We start from the raw sequence: 17,795 nt of genomic DNA on the forward strand, positions 1-17,795 counted from the left end.
CGGCGCCCGGTATCCCGGTGGTCAGGCGGCGTGAGTGCCGGTCCAACCGGCGGTGAAGCAGAGGGGTACGAACCGCGGGGTCTGCGGCGTCCAGAGCGCCCTGCCGTCGCGGAGGTCGCCGGGCGTACGCCGAGACGAGACGGGCGCCGGCACCGCGACCAGCATGGGGCGCACACCGTGGCGGTATGCGGACGGACTACGACCCACCAGCGCGGTGAAACGGCGCGAGAACGTCCCCGCGCTCTGGTAGCCCACCGCAAGGCAGACCTCCAGGACGCTCAGGTCCGTACCGGCGAGCAGGGCCTTCGCCCGGTCGACGCGTAGCCGGGTCACAAACTGGTGCGGCGTCTCGCCGAACGTCCGTGCGAAGCTGCGGTGGAAGTGGAAGGGCGACATGCAGGCGACCGCCGCCGCGTCCTCGAGCCGCACGCTGGTGAGCGCGGACGTACGAAGGAACTCCCGGGCCAGGTCGAGCCAGCCGGACCGGTCGCCGGGCCGTGCAGCCATGGCTGGACGCTAGCAGCAGAAAGGGACGCAGGGCCGGAGTCGACCGTGCCGGTCAGTCGCGATCACCTGCGAGCGCGTCCTTGACGTCGGTCTTGCTGAAGTCGTCACCGACGAAGAGCAGAGGCTCGTTCAGGTCTGTGGCAAGGGCGTAGGACATGCAGTCGCCGAAGTTCAGCCGGGCAGAGTTTCCGCGTCCCTTGCCGAAGTCGCGATACGCGGCCCGCGCGATCTGAGCCTGCCGCTCGGTGAGGGGCTCGATCCCGATGTCGAAGTCGGCGAGCAAGGTGTCCAACTGTCTGCTGGCAACCGGATCTCCCGAGCCGTCGATCACGATCGCCGCCTCGAGGTATCCAGCTACTGAAAGCCGTCGATGGGAGGCGCCCAGGATCGCACGGGCGCATTCCCGGGCGGCTGGTTCGTCCCGAAGGATGGCGACCAGCGCGGACGTCTCAATAATCAACGTGGCAAGCCCTTCTCGTCGTAGAGGAGCTCGCCATGGTCGACACTTCTCCAGTAGGGATCGAGACGTTCGCCGATCGCGCGGCCCATCGCCAGGAGGCGTTCGACCTCGGGTGAGTCCTCGCGCTGGCGGACGCGCGCGAGACGTTCGCGGAGTGCCTCGGTCACGGCTTGGGTCATGGATTCGCCAGTGGCCTCGGCCAGCTCGCGAGCCAGCCGGTGGGCTTCTTCGTTCTTGATGTTGAGACTCACGGGTGGCCGCTCCCCTTTCCCTCGGCCCAGGCGGCACCGTTCTACCTAGAACGAGGTAGCAGTCTACCATGCGGAGACCCGTCGAGATCGAACGGACCGATGATCACAGCTCGCCGAGGGGGGCGACGTCGATCCCGGAGCGCTCGCAGACCCAGTGCGGGTCGGGCCCCAGCTCGGGGTTGATCCGCAGCTCGTGCGGCGCCACCTCGTCGCACGCCTTGCACAGCGGCCACCGGCCTACCTCGTCGAGCAGTGCGTCCTGGATGTCCTGGGCGAGCTGGCCGGCAACGTAGTCGGCGCCCTCGGGCCACTCGGACACCCACCAGCGACGCTCGGACAGCGCCTGTTCCAGGATCGAAACCCCACGCGGGTCGGCGACGCCACGGGCTTCCAGATCATGGAGTACCCGGGCGCGGGCTTTGATCAGCGGGTCGTCGTCGGTCACACAGATGATCCTGGCAGGCTTTGCGCCATGACGGTTCGAGGAGCTGGCGACGACGCGGGGGCGGGTCGAGACACGAGGACGCGTCCCCTGCTCGAAGTCATCGCTCTCGGACCCGCCGACGCGGTGGCCGCCGAGGCAGGCGGAGCCGATCGGATCGAGGTGGTCGCGGCGATCGAAGCCGACGGACTCTCGCCCGAGCCTTCGCTGGTGGAGAAGATTCGCCGTCGTAGCTCGATTCCGATGCGGGTGATGCTGCGGTTGAGCGACGGCTTCACGACGACGCCCGCCGAGCTCGCGCGGTTGCGTAACCTCGTGACGGACTACACGCGTGCCGGGGCCGACGGATTCGTTCTCGGGTTCCTGACCCCCACGCTCGACGTCGACGTGGCCGCCACCATGGTGGTGGTCGACGAACTGGCCGGGAGGCCGTGGACCTTCCACCGGGCCGTCGACCATGCTCTTGACGTCGAGCAGGCCTGGCGGGCGATTCGCGAGCTCCCTGGGCTGACCGAGGTCCTCACGGCCGGATCGGCACGTGGCGCGGACCACGGCGTCGAGGACCTGATCTGGCTGGCCCGTGCGGATGTCTTCGCGGCTCGCCACCTCATGGCCGGCGGAGGGTTGCGCGCCGAGCATGTGCCGTGGCTGGCGCAGGCGGGCGTCCGGGCGTTCCATGTCGGAAGTGCCGTACGCCCGGACCGGTCGTGGAAGGCGTATGTCGATGCGGGCTACGTACGCGCCTGGCGCACCCTGGTGGACGACGAGGTGAGTCGGGCGGTCGACGTCTCGAACCCCGACTCGGGGACCGCGTGAGAGCGGACCGTCGTTCGGGCCGGGAGCGGGCGTGACGCTACTCATCGACCCGCCGGTCTGGCCCGCGCGGGGGCGGAGCTGGTCGCATCTGGTGAGTGACGTGTCGTTCGAGGAGCTGCACGAGTTCGCCCGGCGGATGGGCGTGCCGGAGCGGGGTTTCCACCGCGACCACTACGACATCCCCGAGGAACGCTACGACGAGATCGTGGCCGCGGGCGCGCACCCGGTCACGAGCCGCGAGCTGGTGGCCCGGATCGTGGCCGCGGGACTGCGCCGCCGCAAGCACCCCTGATCCGGTCGCTGTGTGAGGGACGCTTTGCTCCAACGGGGCGTGTGTGAGGGCGCCCTGAACGGCCCGCTCCACCGGCAAATGACCACGCTGAGCACGCCTGCGGTAGCCGGGACAGGTCTCGACACCCGTTCCAGGTTCCGAACGCATGGGCAGCGTGGTCATTTGCACGTCGCTCAGGCGGGATCGGCCCAGCTCAACGGACCGCATCCGCTGTGCAGCTCCAAGAGAGGTGCGTCAGTCGAGAGCGCGGTAGTTGACGCCCAGCGCGTCGAGCCGCTCGAGGTGTGGGCGAAGCCGCTCGGCGACGAAGACGTCGTACGCATCGATCTCGCCGGAGCCGTCCCGCCACACCGCCTCCGCGAACGCACACAGCCGGGGAAAGAGCATGTACTCCGCATGCTCGGTCGTCGGCACGTACTCCGTCCAGAGCTGGGCCTGGGCGCCCAACACGTGCGCGGCCGCCTCCGCGTCGAGCTCGCCGGGGATCGGCCGGTAGGCGTACACCTTCGCGAGGGGTATGTGGCCGCCGATCGCGAGCGGCTCGGCGTCGTGGTCCTCGCTCTGGTAGTAGTCGAAGTAGACGTGCTGGCACGGCGCCATCACGACGTCCAACCCGCCACGAGCCGCCTCGATGCCGCCGGCCTCGCTGCGCCATGACATGACGACCACATCGTCGGGCAGTCGCGCCGGGCCGCCCCCTTCGAGCACCTCGTCCCAACCGACGAACCGGCGCCCCTGGGCTGCCAGGTAGTCGGCCATCTGGCCGGTGAACCAGGCCTGCAACGCGTCCTCGGGGGTCCGGGTGTCGCCCCCAGGGTCGGCACTGTCGTCGGCGAGGCCCAGCTCGGCGATGCGTCGTTGCGCGGACTCGCTCGCCTTCCACTCCGTCTTCGGGCACTCGTCGCCGCCGCAGTGGACGTACGGACTGGGAAACAGTCGCAGCACCTCCGCGAGGACGTCGCGGCAGAAGTCCAGCGTCGAGTCCTCGAGGTTGATCACCTGCTCGCTGATGCCCCAGCGCTTCCACACCTCCGCCGGCTTGAAGCCGTTCCCCAGCTCCGGATAGGCGGCGATGGCGGCGAGCATGTGGCCGGGCATGTCGATCTCGGGGACGACGGTGATGAAGCGTTCCGCTGCGTACGCCACGATCTCGCGAACGTCCTCGGCGGTGTAGAAACCGCCGTGCGGTGTGCCGTCGAAGGTGTACTCGCTCTCCGGCCGGTGCGCGTGTCCGACGAGGGTCTCGGGACGCCACGCGCCGACCTCGGTGAGCCTGGGGTACTTCTCGACCGCGAGTCGCCAGCCCTGGTCCTCGGTGAGGTGCAGGTGCAGGACGTTGAGCTTGTGAAGGGCGAGCAGGTCGATCAGCTCGAGGACGAACGCCTTCGGCATGAAGTGCCGGGCGACGTCGAGCATGGTGCCGCGCCAGCCGAACCGCGGCCGGTCGGTGATGCTGACGGCGGGGACCTCCCACGTGCGGTCGACGCGGGACGACGAGAAGGCGTCGGCCGGCAGCAGCTGCCGCAGCGACTGGACGCCGTAGAACACGCCGGCCGCGTCGCCGCCGATGATCTCGATCCCGTCGGAGGTGACAGTGAGGGAGTACGCCTCGGGGCCGTGGCGCGCGGCGTCAACCGTCAGGGTGATTCCGGCTGCGGAGGCCGGGTCGCTCGGCGGGCCCCACGTGAATCCGGTGGCGGGTCCGAGAGCGCTGCGGAGCGCGTCCGCCGCCGGTCCCGACGCGTCGTCGGCCCGAAGGGTGGTGGCGTTGGTCAGGGCGTAGGCGCCGTCGCGGCGCTCGAGGTGCTGAGGCTGAGGCAGGATCACGGGCCGTCAGCCTAGTGCCCGAATCTGCGCACCAACAGCTCGTTCAGGTCAATTCTGAGCAACCGGGATCCCATGGGTGCTGATCCTCGACGCCTGGCCGATGATCACCCCGCCTAGCATGGTCGCCGGGGAGTGCGCCGTGGTGAACGGAGGGTCGCGATGCCGGCAGTGACACGGCGGGGCGGCCGGCGACGCGGGTGTCTCGCCCTTCTCGGGTTCATGATCGGTTTTCCGGTCACGATTGTCGCCTTGATCGGCCTCTACGTCGGCGTGGAGCAACGGCTGGCGGTCGACGATCCCGTCACCTGCGGCGACGATCCGATGCCTCGGGCGGGATACGTCTGTCTGAACGGTGGTGACACCTACGACAACATCGTCAAGGAGCGGCACGAGGACTACGAGCGAAGCCCGTACATGATCGCGATCTCGGCCGGCGTTGTCCTGGTCGCCGTCCCCCTTGCCGTGTGGTCCCTGCGCGTCCTCAGGTCCACCGACTTCTGAACGCCACTCCACGGCGGGCACCGTTCGTTCGCTGCCGCTCAGCTCCGGAGCAGGAGGAGCTCGGCGCGGAGGTTGTGACGGGCTCGCACCTCCCAGGTCGTACGCCCGAACGGCGTGTGGAACAGCTCGTCGTACGCCAGCAACCGCTCGAGCACCTCCGCCCGACCGCGCCGGAACGCCTCGTCATCGACGTGGGCGTACTCGGCCCGGACATCCGCGACGTACTCCGCGTACCGCTCCGGGCTCTCCGCCAACACGCCCAGGTCCGCGTCCGACAGGACGGCACCGTCGGCGTCGCCCGCGCCCGGGTCGTGGCTCGCGGTCAGCCGGACCAGCCGGGCCGCCGCCGCGACGCGGGACGAGGGCACACCGCCCACGGGCAGCAGGTCCTCGGCGAGGCGGGCAGACTGCTCCTCGTTGTCGGCCCGGTGCGGGTCGTAGATCGCGTCGTGGAACCACGCGGCCAGGCGGACGGCGTCGGCATCGTGGGCGTACGCGGCGAGCCGGTCGATCCGGTCCAGCACCTCCGCCAGATGGCGCAGGTCGTGGTAGCGCCGGTGCGGTTCGGCGTACCTCCCCACCAGCCCGCGCCCCACCTCCGGTGCGTCGGGCACCAGGACGGTCCACCGGGCGAGCAGCGCCTCTGCCGTCGGGTCGTGCTCGCTCATCACGTCATCCCTACCCGTGGGCGCGAACCGCTCACCCCACGAGGGGAAAACGGGTGGCGGTGGCGCCGAGCGCGCGGCGTTCGGAGGTGGTGAGCGGTGTGCGGCCGGTGCCCTTGAGCACCCAGGTCAGGTCGTCCCACGGCGGCCGTTGCGCGGTGTCGCCGAGGAGCTGGTCGAGGACGCGGACGGTGAGGTCCAACGCTCCTGGCCGAGGCTCGGGCTTGCCGGGAAGCTCCATCAGCAGGTCGAAATGGTGCACGGTCGCCTCGACCGCGAGCGTGCCCAGGAAGTCGGTCACCGTGAACGCACGACCCTGGCTGGCGACGACCTCCGAGCCGGGCAACGCCGAGGCGGTGGTGAGCACGGCGGCCGCGGTCTGCTGCCACTGGCCGGCCAGCTGCTGCGGGTCTGTGTAGGCAGCTGTCGCCACGCGGACGAACCGCGCGTGCGCCCCGGCCACTCTCTCGTCGCGGTGGGTGGACCAGTCGCGCCAGTACGTCACGTAGTCGGTGGTCGCTGCTTTCCTTGTCGGCGTACCGAACGCCACCAGGGCCCGCTGCGCGTCGAGCAGGAGATGGAAGAGCACATCGCCCACCGCCCAGCCGGCACAACGACTCGGGCGCACATAGTCGGTGTCCTCCAGTGAGCCGACCAGACGCGAGAGCTCGGAGTAGGCGTCGGTGAGCGCGGCCGTCGCGACGCGGTGATGCAGCTTGTCCATGGCGGCAACGCTAACGAGATCACGGGACCACCAGCGCGGCGGACCTGCGCGAAACGATCAGCCCGACAGTGGAGCGGGGAGCGGTTCGGCGTGGACGATCTGGAGGGAGGTGACCGCCCGGGTGAGGCAGACGTAGAGCCGGCGTAGGCCCGTCACCTCGTCGTGTTCGGCGGCGACGATCGCGGCTGGTTCGAGGACCACCACGTGGTCGAACTCGAGCCCCTTGACCAGCGACGCCGGTACGACGTCGAGGTGGGCGTCGACGTCGTCCGTGTCGCCCAGCACGGCGTAGGAGATGCCGGCGGCGTCGAGGGCGGAACGAACGGCAGGGATGCGGGCGTCAGGCACCACGAGGCCGACGGAGCCGGGCCGGTCGAGTGCCGTCCGCACGCCGTCGAGCGCGGCCGGCAGCACGTTCGCGGCCTGGTTGATGACGAGATCGCCGCGGGTACGCCGGACCGACGACGGTGGCGCAAGGGTCGGAGCGATGTGCGGAAGAAGCCGGGCGGCGAACTCGATCACCGACGCCGGCACTCGGAAGCCTTTCGTCAGTTCCTCGACGTGGGCGCCGGACTTGCCGAGATGGGTGAGCGCGTCGGTCCAGTCGCGGGTCGCCCACGGCGTCGTTGCCTGCGCGAGATCGCCCAGCACGGTCGCCGAGCCGGTGCTGCACCGCCGCCCGACCGCCCGCAGCTGCATCGGCGACAGGTCCTGCGCCTCGTCGAGGACGACGTGTCCCAGGCTCGGCGTGCGTTCGATCAGGTCGGTCGTCTCGTCGACGAGCACGGCGTCGGCGAGTGACCAACGGGCGGACCCGGCCGAGCGCGGCGGGGCCGGCCAGCGGAGGAGCACCTGCTCGGCCACGTCGAGCTGGCCGTCGGCGTGCTCGGCGAGGAAGTCCGGTTCCGCCAGCAGCCGGAACACCAGCTTGGCCGGGTCGACGGCCGGCCAGAGTTCGTCGGCGTACGCCTTGACCGGTCGGCTGCGGGCCACCGACGCCTGCACCCGATCGTCGGGCGAGTCGCCGTCGGCCTCCATGCGGAGGAGGATCGCGTGGGCCAGCCGTTGCGGCAGGATCGCGCGGCCGGCGCCGTAGCGGACACCACGGGCGCGGATGCCGGCGAGGATCTCGCTCACTTCGTACGCCGGAACGCGGAATCGGCGGGCGCCCCTCGGCACGACGAGGCCCTCGCTGGGTTCCTTCACATGGGACCACACGGCGCGGCGGAGGACCTCCGCCATCCGGGCGTCGCCCTTGAGGGTCGCGATGTCGGGCGGGTCGGTGCCGCGGATCTTCGTCCGGCCGACCAGCTCGGCCAGCGTGCTCTGCCGGGCGTCGATCTCGCCGAGGGCGGGCAGGACGTCGCCGATGTAGCGCAGGAACGAGTCGTTGGGCCCCACGACGAGGACGCCCTGCCGGCGCAGCTGGTCGCGGTGGGCGTAGAGCAGGAACGCGGCGCGGTGCAGGCCGACCGCCGTCTTGCCGGTGCCGGGTGCGCCCTGGACGCAGACCGTGCCGGAGAGGTCGGCCCGGACGATGTCGTCCTGCTCGGGCTGGATCGTCGCCACGATGTCGCGCATCGGGCCGACGCGGGGTCGTTCGATCTCGGCCTCGAGGATCCGGCTGCCGAGAGCCGTGCCGGCGCCATCGGCGACATCCGTGGCGGGCGGGTCGGTGAGGTGCTCGTCCTCGTACGCCGTCAACGAGCCGTGCGCGAACCCGAACCGCCGGCGCAGCTCGACCCCCAGTGGATCCCGGCGGGTGGCGCGGTAGAAGGGTCGCGACACGCTCGCGCGCCAGTCGACCACCATCGGGTCGCCGTCCTCGTCGCTCACGTGCCGGCGACCGATGTAGAAGCGCTCGGCCCGGCCGGCCGTCGGTTCCTCGTCCACGGGACGGGCGTCGACGCCGTAGTCGAGACGGCCGAAGAAGAGCGGCGTGTTCGGGTCGTCGGCAAGGGCCTTCGCCCGGTGATAGAGGGTCGCCTTGAGGTACTCGGTGGAGACGGCGTTGCCGCCCTGCGCCTCGAGAGACTCGGTGCGCTCTCGCATCTGGCGTAGCGCGGAGCGGGACTCGGCAAGGTGGCGGCGTTCGGCGGCGAGCGCGGGATCCGCGGACTCGTGGATGGGCGTGGGGTCGGAGGGTGGGCCGGCGGGTGCGACCGTCGTATCCGGTGGCTGGGTCGCCTCGTGCGTGGGCATGGCGGGTCTCCGCTTCGATGACGTCCGAGGGTGTCGGTGTCCGGGCGCGACGCGACGGCCCAGCCGGACCTAGGGGTGTCGGTCGACGGAGCCGAAAGGGGTGATGGGCGGAAAGGGCCAGATACGTTAACACGCCGTTCCGGAGTTCTCGACCGATTTATGTGGTGCCCGGCGAGAGCCCGTCGACACCTGTCGACAATCCGATCGACAGCCGTGATCAATCTTCCGGAACGGATGAGCATCCAGCCACGAGGTTGGTATTCCCGTTTGGACCAGAATTGCTCGATTCCGTGCGCCTGAATAGTGCCTGGCGAATTTATACGGGATGAGGAAATAACACACCTGTGCTTAGCGGAATGCCGGCCATGCGTAAAGGATGCCGAGGTGATGCTTGTGTGACGTTCGATGGCGTTCACCGCCGCTCTGCCTGGTGAGAAAGCGCGGTTGGTGACGCGATGGATTTCACAGGAGAGGCGCATCCAAACGTGTTCGGATCACGTGCCGGCCGCCGGCCGAAATGGCGGAGCCGAAGACTGTCAGTCGTTGTCGCGGGAAGTGCGTGTGCGATGGTCGCGTCACCGATATTCATGCTCGGGCCAGGGACAGCTGACGCTCTCCCCGCTGTTTCCGGTGAAGACCTGGGAGGCACCAAGGCGGTGACCTATCGCGGGCTCCGGCTCGACGTGCCGTCCAGCTGGGCCGTCCACGACCTGGAGGCCCGCCCGCGAACCTGCGTACGGTTCGACGTTCCGGCGCTCTATCTCGGCACTCCTGGTGCGGACCAGGACTGCCCACATCGCGCGGTCGGCCGGTCCGACGGGCTGCTCGTCGCGCCTGCCACGGGCGGCGAGCCCGACGGAACGCTGGCGGTCGGCGCCGCCCCGGCACCGACTGGCACCGCGCCCGCCGCGGGGAATGCACCGGCCGGTCCGGGCGCCGCATCAGTCGACACCACGCCGGCGTCGACCGCGAGCGAGGAGACCACCCACGCACTCGCGGGCACCGGGCTGGCCGTGACCGCGGCGTACGGCGAGAGCCCGGACGTGGTGACCGCGATCCTCGAGCGGGTCCAGTACACGGGGCCCGAACGGACGACACCCATCGGCGAGCCGGCGGACCTGTCGGCGACGTCCGGGCCCGCCGGGTCGTCACCGGAGCCGATGTTCTCCGACCCTTCCCGCACCGCGTCAGGCGGCAACACCCCGCGCCACCTCGGTCGCGGCTTCGACACCTGCACCGCACCCTCTCTCACGACCATGAGGGCCTGGCTGGCGTCGCCGTACCGCACGGTCGGCATCTACATCGGCGGCGTCAACCGGGCATGCCCGGACGGCAACCTGTCGGCCTCCTGGGTGCGGTCGAGTGCCCGGCTCGGGTGGCAGATGCTGCCCATCTACGTCGGGCGCCAGGCGCCGTGTGCCTTCCAGGACGACCTCGGCCCGATCAGGCCCACCAACGTCGCCCAGCAGGGCGCCACCGCCGCGGTGGACGCCACACGCCGGGCGCAACGGTTCGGGCTGTACGGCGGAAGCACGATCTACTTCGACCTGGAGGCCTACGACACCGGCAACACCGGTTGCCGCCGGACCGTCATGCAGTTCCTCCACGCCTGGACGACGCAGTTGCACGACAGCGGCTACCTGTCCGGTGTCTACTCCAGCGCGGCGTCGGGGATCCGGGACCTCTCCGATGCGTACGGGTCGTCGTCGTTCGCGCGTCCGGACGCCATCTGGACCGCGCGCTGGGACGGTCGGGCGTCGGTGTGGGGCGAGCCGCACGTCCCTGACAGCCAGTGGGGTACGCACCAGCGGCTCAAGCAGTACCGCGGCGAGCACAACGAGACCTGGGGTGGTCGCCGGCTCAACATCGACAGCAACATGGTCGACGGGCCGCTCGGCTCGGTGAAGTACCAGTACGCGGTCACGTCCCGGATCGGGTTGCGGGCACGGTCCGGCCCTGGGACCTCGTACCCGGCGGTCGGGCTGATCCGGACCGGTGGTCTGGCGTACATCACCTGCCAACAGGCCGGGAGCCAGGTGGGACCCAGCGCGGTGTGGAACCAGCTGGACTCCGGCGGTTGGGTGGCGGATGCGTACGTCCTCACGCCCGGGCGGCCCGGTTACAGCCAACCCATCCCGCGCTGCGCCGCTCCGGACCCTCGCTGACTGCTCGGCTTTGGATGAGGGCGCCCCTGCGCCAATAGATTCGCTGCAGGGGTCCCCTCATCCAACACGCCTCGACTACAGGCGCTGACCTAGCTCGGTAGGTCGCCCGACAGTACGTCGTCGGCGTCGATGATGCGGTATGCATAACCCTGCTCTGCGAGGAACCGCTGCCGGTGCGCCGCGAAGTCCTGGTCCACCGTGTCGCGTGACACGACCGCGTAGAACCGCGCCGCTCGCTTGTCGTGCTTGGGCCGCAGCAGCCGGCCGAGCCGCTGGGCCTCCTCCTGCCGCGATCCGAACGTCCCCGACACCTGGATCGCGACCGCCGCCTCCGGCAGGTCGACCGAGAAGTTCGCCACCTTGGACACGACGAGAAGCGAGATCTCGCCGGTACGGAAGGACTCGAACAGCCGCTGCCTCTCGCGTACCGTCGTCTCGCCCTTGATGATCGGCGCGTCCAGCCGGGCGGCGAGGTCGTCGAGCTGGTCGATGTACTGCCCGATGACCAGCGTGGGCTCACCCCGGTGCTGCGCGGCGAGGCGTTCGACGACCCGCGCCTTGGTGTCCGTCGTGGACGCGAGCCGGTAGCGCTCGTCGACCTCGGCCGTCGCGTAGGTGAGGCGTTCGGCGTCGGTGAGGGTGACGCGTACCTCCACGCAGTCGGCCGGCGCGATCCAGCCCTGCGACTCGATGTCCTTCCACGGAGCGTCGTACCGCTTGGGTCCGATGAGACTGAACACGTCGCCCTCGCGGCCGTCCTCGCGGACCAGCGTCGCCGTCAACCCGAGCCTGCGCCGGGCCTGCAGGTCGGCCGTCATCCGGAAGATGGGTGCGGGCAGCAGGTGAACCTCGTCGTAGACGATGAGCCCCCAGTCGCGGGCGCCGAAGAGTTCGAGATGGGTGTAGGCGCCCTTGCGGCGGGTCGTGACCACCTGGTACGTCGCGATGGTGACGGGCCGGATCTCCTTGCGGGAGCCGGAGTACTCGCCGATCTCGTCCTCGGTGAGGGTGGTACGGCGGACCAGCTCGTCCTTCCACTGCCGGGCGGCGACCGTGTTGGTGACGAGGATCAGCGTCGTCGCCTTCGCGTGCGCCATCGCGGCCGCTCCGACGAGCGTCTTGCCCGCGCCGCACGGGAGGACGACGACGCCGGAACCGCCGTGCCAGAACGCTTCGGCGGCGTGGGTTTGGTACGGACGGAGTGCCCATTCGTCCTCGGCCAGGTCGATGTCGTGCGCCTCGCCGTCGACGTAGCCGGCGAGGTCCTCGGCCGGCCAGCCGAGCTTGAGCAGGGCCTGCTTGACGTGCCCGCGCTCGGAGGGATGGACCGCCACCGTGTCGAGGTCGATCCGCTTGCCCAGCATGGGCTTGAGCTTCGCGCTGCGAAGGACCTCCTCGAGTACCGGCCGGTCGGTGGTGACGAGGACAAGGCCGTGGGTCGGATCGTTGTCGAGGCGCAGCCGACCGTAGCGCGCCATCGTGTCGGCGACGTCGACGAGGAGAGCGTGGGGTACGGCGTACCTGCTGAAGCGGAGCAGCGTGTCGACCACCTGCTCGGCGTCGTGGCCGGCGGCGCGGGCGTTCCAGAGGCCGAGGGGTGTGAGGCGGTAGGTGTGGACGTGTTCCGGGGCGCGCTCGAGCTCGGCGAATGGCGCGATCGCCTTGCGGGCGTCGTCGGCTGCGGGATGCCCCACCTCGAGCAGCAGGGTCTTGTCGGACTGGACGATGAGCGGGCCGTCGTTCACGCGATCTCCGGGATCTCGTCGGGAACCTCCAGTGTCCAACCCCGGGCAACCCCGGTGTTGTTCCGCCTCGCCAGTGGGGGCGGACGGCCGCGCTCCGCTCTGTCCGTGTTGCCTGTGTCCGTGTTGCCTGTGTCCGGTTGCCTGTGTCCGGGTTGGCTGTGTCCGGGTTGGCTGGGTCCAAACTCGCCCAGACCTGCGATCGAGGAGCGGATCGAAGAGCCCGGCCGGGACCCACCTGTGATCATGATCGTGATCAGGAACCGACACGGGGTCAGGTAAGGCGACGGGGCCATAGCCCCACATAGCCTTCATGATCACGATCATGATCACGGGCCAGCGGAGGCGTCTGGCCCTGCGGCGTCAGCTATGGAGCCGTCAGCTCCTGCGGCGGACCTGCGGCGGGCGCGGAACGCGGCGACGTTGGCGCGGGACGAGCAGCGTTCGGAGCAGTAGCGCCGCGACCGGTTGGGCGAGGTGTCGACGAAGACGTTCTGACAGCCCTTCGCCTGGCAGCGCCCGAACCGGTCCGCGCCCAGGTCGCAGACCACGACGGCCATCCCCATCAACCCCTCTGCCGCCAGCGTTTCGGCCACGGACGACTCCCGCTCGGCCACGTGCAGGTGCCAGCTCTGCGCGTCGTGACCGGAGACAAACGGCGAGACGGGGTGCCGGGCGAGAAGTTCGTTGAGTAGGCGTACGACGTCTTCCGGGTGGTTCGAGTCTGCTTCGAACGCGGGCCGGAGCTGGCGCTGGAGCCGGCGGAGAGCGCGGACGTCGGCGCCGGTCACCCGGTCGGCCAACCAGGGTCGTTCGCCGAGGTGGGCACGCAGGTCGTCCTCGTCGTCAAGCGGGGAATTGACGAGATCGGCCGCCTGCTCGGCGTAACGGAGAAAGTCCACTTGTGTACCTTACCGCCCAAACCCCGAAATGTAAGCAGCACAACTGCCCGATGCCTATTACATCTCACATCGGGTCCAAGCGGCGTAGTAGAGGAGGCGCACGCGCCGCACGCGCGGCAGGCCGAGACATCAGAGGCAGCTAAGACACCCGCGACAGCCAAGCCATCGGAGGCACCGGTGGACTGGAACTCGTGGGAACGCACCTGGGGCCTTCCGCAGGAGGCGCCACGTAGCCACTGATCGCGCAGCACGCATCAGCCCACGGCGGCAGGAGACCGCCGTGGGGCGGAGCCTTCTACGCGAGGATCGGCAGGCGTTCTGCGAGTACGGGAAAGGCGAAGCCCTCACCGCGGGCGTAGCGTTCCAACTCGTCGAGCGCCAATGCGCCCATCCGGTTGATCTCCCGGCCGAGCGACCCGGCGATGTGGGGTGTGAGTACGACGTTGGGCATCGCGAACAGCGGCGAGTCAGGCGGTAGCGGTTCCGGGTCGGTGACATCCAGCACGGCGTAGATCCGGCCGGTCGCGAGCTCAGCCGTGAGCGCCTCCGTGTCGACCAACCGGCCACGTGCGGTGTTGATGAGCGTCGCGCCCGAACGCATCATCGCCAGCCGTCGCGCGTCGAACATGGCCCGCGTCGCCGGGATGTCCGGCGCGTGGATGGTCACGACGTCGGAGCTGCGGACCAGTTCGTCCAGCCCGACCAGTCGGACGTCGAGCCGCTCGGCCGTGGCGACGTCGATCGTCGGGTCGGCGAGGAGCACGCGAATGTCGAAGGGACGGAGCAGCTCGAGCACCCGGCGTCCGACATGGGAGGCGCCGACGATGCCGACCGTCGTCCGGTAGTTGCCGAGGCCGGGATGGACCGCCGCCCAGTCCCGACGGGTCGCATCGGCCCGGTACGCCGCCTGGATCGGCAACGCCCGCTTGCCGGCCAGCAGGATCATGGCCAACGTGTACTCCGCCACGGGCACGGCGTTGGCGGAGACGGCGGACGACACCGCGATGCCCCGCTGCCAACAGGCGGGGGTGATCAGCGACTTGACCGATCCGGCGGAGTGGATGACCGCCTCGAGCGCGGGGGTCGCGGCCATGACGTCGGCGTCGAGCGGTGGGCATCCCCAGCAGGTGAGGAGCACCTCTGCGGTGCGGAGTGCCTCGCGGGCCTCGTCGGTCGTGAAGTCGTCGATGATCTGGTCGACGTCGACCTCGGCGAGGTCGCGGAGTCGCTCCCGGAGCCGGTCGTCGAACAGTCGCGGTGGGTGGGCGGGCGACATCGCGAGCACGACGGAGGGACGGCGGACGGCAGGCATGCCTCGCAGGGTAGCGGACAGGCCCTGCAAGCGCTTTCCCACCCTGATGAAGATGATCAACGGCGATGGAATCGGACATCACCGAGGCGATGCGCGACGTGGGTGAGGGTGCCCTTCATCCAATGGCACCTTGGATGAGTGCGCCCCTGTGGCGAACCTCTCGGCGCGGGGGCGCCCTCATCAAGAGCCAGATCAGGACGTACGCAGATCGCGGGTGCTCTCGCGAATGACGACCTCACCGCGTACGCGCACGAGCCGGTCCTTCGTCGGCGCCTCGAGCTCGAGGGCCAGCTCTCCCGCGCGTACTCCCATCTCTTCCAGCGGCAGCCGGACAGTCGTCAACGGCGGCACCAGATCACGCAGGGTCTCGATGTCGTCGAATCCGGCGATCGACAGGTCGCGTGGAACGTCGACCCCCAGCTCGCGGCACGCGGCCATGGCGCCCACCGCCATCACGTCGTTGACGCCGAAGACGCAGGTGATGTCGAGCCCCCGGGACAGGAGTTCCCGTCCGGCCTCGTAGCCGCCGTCGCGGGTGAAAGGCCCCTCGACCAGCGCCTCGGGCGCCAGCTCGATGCCCTTCTCGGCCAGGCCGGCCCGAAAGCCCGCGAGCCGGTCGCGGGCGGTGAGGATCGCCCGCGGCCCGGCGAGGACGCCGAACCGCCGGTGCCCGAGTTCTGCGAGCCGGACGGCCAGCTCCCTCGCGCCCGCGCGGTTCTCAGGGAGCACGGTGTCGGCCGGCAGCCGGTGCTGGCTGACGCAGGCGATCCGCCCGCCGGTACGCCGGAACGCGGTGACCTCCTTCGCCAGCCGATCAGTCTGCTCCTTGTCGGCCATCCGGGATCCCGCCAGGATCACCGCCCGGGCGCGCTGGGCACGCAGCATCGCGACGTACTGCACCTCACGGTTCGGGTTGCGGGAGGTCGTGCCGAGGGTGACGATCAGCCCACGCTCGTCGGCGACCCTCATGACGCCGGAGGCGATGGCGGAGAAGTACGGATCGGCGATGTCGTGGACGACGAGGCCCACGGTCGAGCTCGTGCCCCGAGCCACGGCCTGTGCGTGCAGGTTGGGGGTGTAACCGAGTTCGTCGGCAGCCTGGAGCACGACGGTACGCAGGTCCTCGTTGACCCGGCGGGTACTGCCGTTGAGGACCCGTGACGCCGTGGCGAGCGAGACTCCGGCACGCCGCGCGACGTCGCCGAGGGTGACGACGGTGGGAATGCTCATCAGGTTCTCCGCCCCGGCACTCGACGCGATGGGTTCTGAGCACCAGCATGCCGGATCGCGGGCAACGATGGACGCCGAGCCGCCTGATGGCCGCCGTTCGCCATGGCGCGTGCTTCGAAACGTTCGAATGAAAGTTACGACTCTGCGAACCACCGCCGTAAACCCTTGTTGCGGCGTGGTCCCGCCACTAGTGTGCTCGGCACTCCACGGTCGAACGGGGTCTGTGGAGCTTCCGGCGCGGACGCCACGCGCTCACACCTCGAAGCCGCCGGTATGGCTCACCAGGAGGCAGGATGACCCAGCACCGCAGGTACGCAGGGTTCGACCGTCGCGAGCTGCTTCGCCGCGCCGCGTTCCTCGCCGCAGCCGCTGGAGGCGGCACGGTGTTCGGCGCCTGCGCGACCGGCGGCGGTGGTGGCACGACCGGACCCACGAAGAAGCCGGGTGGCAAGGTCGACGCCAACAACCCGTTCGGTGTCGACCCCAAGGCACCTCTCGACGTCGTGATCTTCAAGGGTGGCTTCAGCGACGAGTACGCGAAGTACCACGAGGCGATGTACAAGAAGCGCTACCCCGAGTCCGAGGTCAAACACCTCGGCACCCAGGACATCACCCCGCAGCTGCAGCCGCGGTTTGTCAACGGCACCCCGCCCGACGTCTTCGACAACTCCGGCGCGCAGGACCTCGACACCGCCACCCTCGTCAACCAGGGCCAGCTGCTCGACATCACCCCGCTCCTCGACGCCCCCTCGTGGGACATCCCCGGCAAGAAGGTCGGCGAGACCCTCATCGAAGGCGCGCTCGACCCGCTGCTCTTCGAGGACAAGCCGTACGGAGTTCCGTACGCCCTCAACATCAACGGGCTCTGGCACGACGGCAAGCTGTTCGAGGAGAACGGCTGGGAGACGCCGGAGACCTGGGACGACCTGATGGCGCTCGGCGAGAAGACCAAGGCCGAGGGCATACCGCTGTGGACCTATCAGGGGCAGTACCCCGGCTACATGGTGTCGGTCTTCAACCCGATGGTGCAGAAGCACGGCGGCAACGAGGTGATGAAGAACATCGACAACCTCGAGGACGGTGCATGGCAGCAGGACGCGGTGGTGGCGGTCGCCGAGGCGTTCTTCGAGCTGAAGTCCAAGGGCTACATCATGCCGGGCACGGCTGGGCTCAGCCACATCCAGAGCCAGGCCGCGTGGGCGCAGCACAAGGCCGCGATCATTCCCTGCGGCTCATGGCTGAAGAGCGAGCTGGGCTCCCAGCTGCCGGGCGACTTCGAGATGACGATCGCGCCGACGCCGTCGCTGGACTCCAGCGACAAGCTGCCGTTCGACGCGGTGCCGTACAGCCCGGGTGAGAGCTTCCTGGTGCCGTCGAAGGCGAAGAACACCGCCGGCGGCCTGGAGTTCCTCCGCATCATGTTGTCGGCGGAGGGTGCGCAGAAGTTCGCCGAGCTGACCTACACCCTCACCATCGTCGACGGCGCGCACGACAGCCAGGACCTCGACAGCACGCTCGAGTCCTCGCTCGAACTCGTCAAGGCCGCCCAGGCAGTCGAACGCATCGAGCCGCCGAAGTACGGCACGTGGTATCGCCCGCTGCAGGAGGAGATCGAGGCCGCCATGGGCGTACTCCTCACCGGCAAGCTCGATGCCAGAGGATTCCTGGAGCGGGTGCAGAAGAAGGCCGACGCGGTGAAGAAGGACCCGAAGATCAAGAAGTTCACGCGCTGACGACACCGAGCGCGCCGAGAGCGC

General features: G+C 69.6%; 17 protein-coding genes. 5 read left to right on the plus strand and 12 right to left on the minus strand.

The annotated features are described in order from the left end of the window. Positions 1–21: 21 nt before the first annotated feature. The 4 genes from ABN028_RS00305 to ABN028_RS00320 form a co-directional block, all read right to left on the minus strand. Positions 22–507 carry a helix-turn-helix transcriptional regulator gene (locus ABN028_RS00305; protein ID WP_349695152.1) on the minus strand — a complete coding sequence of 162 codons (486 nt, stop codon included), beginning with the start codon at positions 505–507 and terminating at the stop codon, positions 22–24. 52 nt (positions 508–559) lie between these two features. Further along, positions 560–967 (minus strand): type II toxin-antitoxin system VapC family toxin, encoded by a 408-nt coding sequence (locus ABN028_RS00310; protein ID WP_349695153.1) that lies wholly within the window; start codon positions 965–967, stop codon positions 560–562. Continuing rightward, entirely contained in the window at positions 964–1,218 is a 255-nt protein-coding gene (locus ABN028_RS00315; protein WP_349329673.1) for a type II toxin-antitoxin system VapB family antitoxin, read from the minus strand. Before ABN028_RS00315 ends, ABN028_RS00310 begins: the two co-directional genes overlap by 4 nt. 103 nt (positions 1,219–1,321) lie before the next feature. Further along, positions 1,322–1,663: a DUF8819 family protein gene (locus ABN028_RS00320; RefSeq protein WP_349329672.1), complete on the minus strand. Its 342-nt coding sequence runs from the start codon at positions 1,661–1,663 to the stop codon at positions 1,322–1,324. Positions 1,664–1,690: 27 nt separating this feature from the next. On the opposite strand from ABN028_RS00320, the gene ABN028_RS00325 reads away from it, so the two are divergent. Then, a complete protein-coding gene (locus tag ABN028_RS00325; RefSeq protein WP_349329671.1) occupies positions 1,691–2,476 on the plus strand; it encodes a copper homeostasis protein CutC in 786 nt (261 codons plus the stop codon). 31 nt (positions 2,477–2,507) lie between these two features. Then, on the plus strand, positions 2,508–2,768 hold the full coding sequence (locus tag ABN028_RS00330; RefSeq protein WP_349695154.1) for a DUF4031 domain-containing protein: 261 nt from the start codon (positions 2,508–2,510) through the stop codon (positions 2,766–2,768). Positions 2,769–3,002: 234 nt separating this feature from the next. On the opposite strand, the gene ABN028_RS00335 is transcribed toward ABN028_RS00330, so the two are convergent. Beyond that, positions 3,003–4,595, minus strand: coding sequence for a beta-N-acetylhexosaminidase (locus tag ABN028_RS00335; RefSeq protein WP_349695155.1), 1,593 nt, complete (start codon positions 4,593–4,595; stop codon positions 3,003–3,005). Positions 4,596–4,754: 159 nt separating this feature from the next. Here ABN028_RS00335 and ABN028_RS00340 point away from each other — a divergent pair, with 159 nt between their 5' ends. Next, positions 4,755–5,096: a hypothetical protein gene (locus tag ABN028_RS00340; RefSeq protein WP_349329668.1), complete on the plus strand. Its 342-nt coding sequence runs from the start codon at positions 4,755–4,757 to the stop codon at positions 5,094–5,096. A gap of 38 nt (positions 5,097–5,134) precedes the next feature. On the opposite strand, the gene ABN028_RS00345 is transcribed toward ABN028_RS00340, so the two are convergent. From ABN028_RS00345 to ABN028_RS00355, 3 genes are read right to left on the minus strand one after another with little or no spacing between them, the layout of a single operon-like run. After that, the gene (locus ABN028_RS00345) at positions 5,135–5,764 is read right to left on the minus strand and encodes an HD domain-containing protein (RefSeq protein ID WP_349329667.1); all 630 of its coding nucleotides are present in this window, start codon (positions 5,762–5,764) and stop codon (positions 5,135–5,137) included. Between the two features lie 31 nt (positions 5,765–5,795). After that, complete coding sequence (locus ABN028_RS00350) at positions 5,796–6,485, minus strand: maleylpyruvate isomerase N-terminal domain-containing protein (protein ID WP_349695156.1); 690 nt, start codon at positions 6,483–6,485, stop codon at positions 5,796–5,798. Positions 6,486–6,542: 57 nt separating this feature from the next. Next, positions 6,543–8,687, minus strand: a complete 2,145-nt coding sequence (locus ABN028_RS00355) for a HelD family protein (RefSeq protein WP_349695157.1) — start codon at positions 8,685–8,687, stop codon at positions 6,543–6,545. Positions 8,688–9,253: 566 nt separating this feature from the next. On the opposite strand from ABN028_RS00355, the gene ABN028_RS00360 reads away from it, so the two are divergent. Next, complete coding sequence (locus ABN028_RS00360) at positions 9,254–10,852, plus strand: glycoside hydrolase domain-containing protein (RefSeq protein ID WP_349695158.1); 1,599 nt, start codon at positions 9,254–9,256, stop codon at positions 10,850–10,852. A gap of 89 nt (positions 10,853–10,941) precedes the next feature. On the opposite strand, the gene ABN028_RS00365 is transcribed toward ABN028_RS00360, so the two are convergent. The 4 genes from ABN028_RS00365 to ABN028_RS00380 form a co-directional block, all read right to left on the minus strand. Then, positions 10,942–12,597, minus strand: coding sequence for a DNA repair helicase XPB (locus tag ABN028_RS00365; protein WP_349694499.1), 1,656 nt, complete (start codon positions 12,595–12,597; stop codon positions 10,942–10,944). A gap of 326 nt (positions 12,598–12,923) precedes the next feature. Next, positions 12,924–13,496, minus strand: a complete 573-nt coding sequence (locus tag ABN028_RS00370) for a CGNR zinc finger domain-containing protein (protein ID WP_349695159.1) — start codon at positions 13,494–13,496, stop codon at positions 12,924–12,926. 295 nt (positions 13,497–13,791) lie between these two features. Then, positions 13,792–14,808, minus strand: a complete 1,017-nt coding sequence (locus tag ABN028_RS00375; RefSeq protein ID WP_349695160.1) for a hydroxyacid dehydrogenase — start codon at positions 14,806–14,808, stop codon at positions 13,792–13,794. Positions 14,809–15,000: 192 nt separating this feature from the next. Further along, a complete protein-coding gene (locus ABN028_RS00380) occupies positions 15,001–16,038 on the minus strand; it encodes a LacI family DNA-binding transcriptional regulator (RefSeq protein ID WP_349329660.1) in 1,038 nt (345 codons plus the stop codon). 293 nt (positions 16,039–16,331) lie between these two features. On the opposite strand from ABN028_RS00380, the gene ngcE reads away from it, so the two are divergent. Beyond that, positions 16,332–17,771, plus strand: coding sequence for an N-acetylglucosamine/diacetylchitobiose ABC transporter substrate-binding protein (gene ngcE / locus ABN028_RS00385; RefSeq protein ID WP_349695161.1), 1,440 nt, complete (start codon positions 16,332–16,334; stop codon positions 17,769–17,771). The last annotated feature ends 24 nt before the right edge of the window (positions 17,772–17,795 follow it).

The organism is Actinopolymorpha sp. B17G11, from assembly GCF_040196095.1.
Taxonomy (GTDB): Bacteria; Actinomycetota; Actinomycetes; order Propionibacteriales; family Actinopolymorphaceae; genus Thermasporomyces.

What these genes read in the sequence shown, in the direction of transcription:
- ABN028_RS00305 (WP_349695152.1), bottom strand. Translation starts at nt 507, where the DNA reads ATGGCTGCACGGCCCGGCGACCGGTCCGGCTGGCTCGACCTGGCCCGG.
- ABN028_RS00325 (WP_349329671.1), top strand. Translation starts at nt 1,691, where the DNA reads ATGACGGTTCGAGGAGCTGGCGACGACGCGGGGGCGGGTCGAGACACG.
- ABN028_RS00340 (WP_349329668.1), top strand. Translation starts at nt 4,755, where the DNA reads ATGCCGGCAGTGACACGGCGGGGCGGCCGGCGACGCGGGTGTCTCGCC.
- ABN028_RS00345 (WP_349329667.1), bottom strand. Translation starts at nt 5,764, where the DNA reads ATGAGCGAGCACGACCCGACGGCAGAGGCGCTGCTCGCCCGGTGGACC.
- ABN028_RS00350 (WP_349695156.1), bottom strand. Translation starts at nt 6,485, where the DNA reads ATGGACAAGCTGCATCACCGCGTCGCGACGGCCGCGCTCACCGACGCC.
- ABN028_RS00355 (WP_349695157.1), bottom strand. Translation starts at nt 8,687, where the DNA reads ATGCCCACGCACGAGGCGACCCAGCCACCGGATACGACGGTCGCACCC.
- ABN028_RS00360 (WP_349695158.1), top strand. Translation starts at nt 9,254, where the DNA reads ATGGTCGCGTCACCGATATTCATGCTCGGGCCAGGGACAGCTGACGCT.
- ABN028_RS00375 (WP_349695160.1), bottom strand. Translation starts at nt 14,808, where the DNA reads ATGCCTGCCGTCCGCCGTCCCTCCGTCGTGCTCGCGATGTCGCCCGCC.
- ABN028_RS00380 (WP_349329660.1), bottom strand. Translation starts at nt 16,038, where the DNA reads ATGAGCATTCCCACCGTCGTCACCCTCGGCGACGTCGCGCGGCGTGCC.
- ngcE (WP_349695161.1), top strand. Translation starts at nt 16,332, where the DNA reads ATGACCCAGCACCGCAGGTACGCAGGGTTCGACCGTCGCGAGCTGCTT.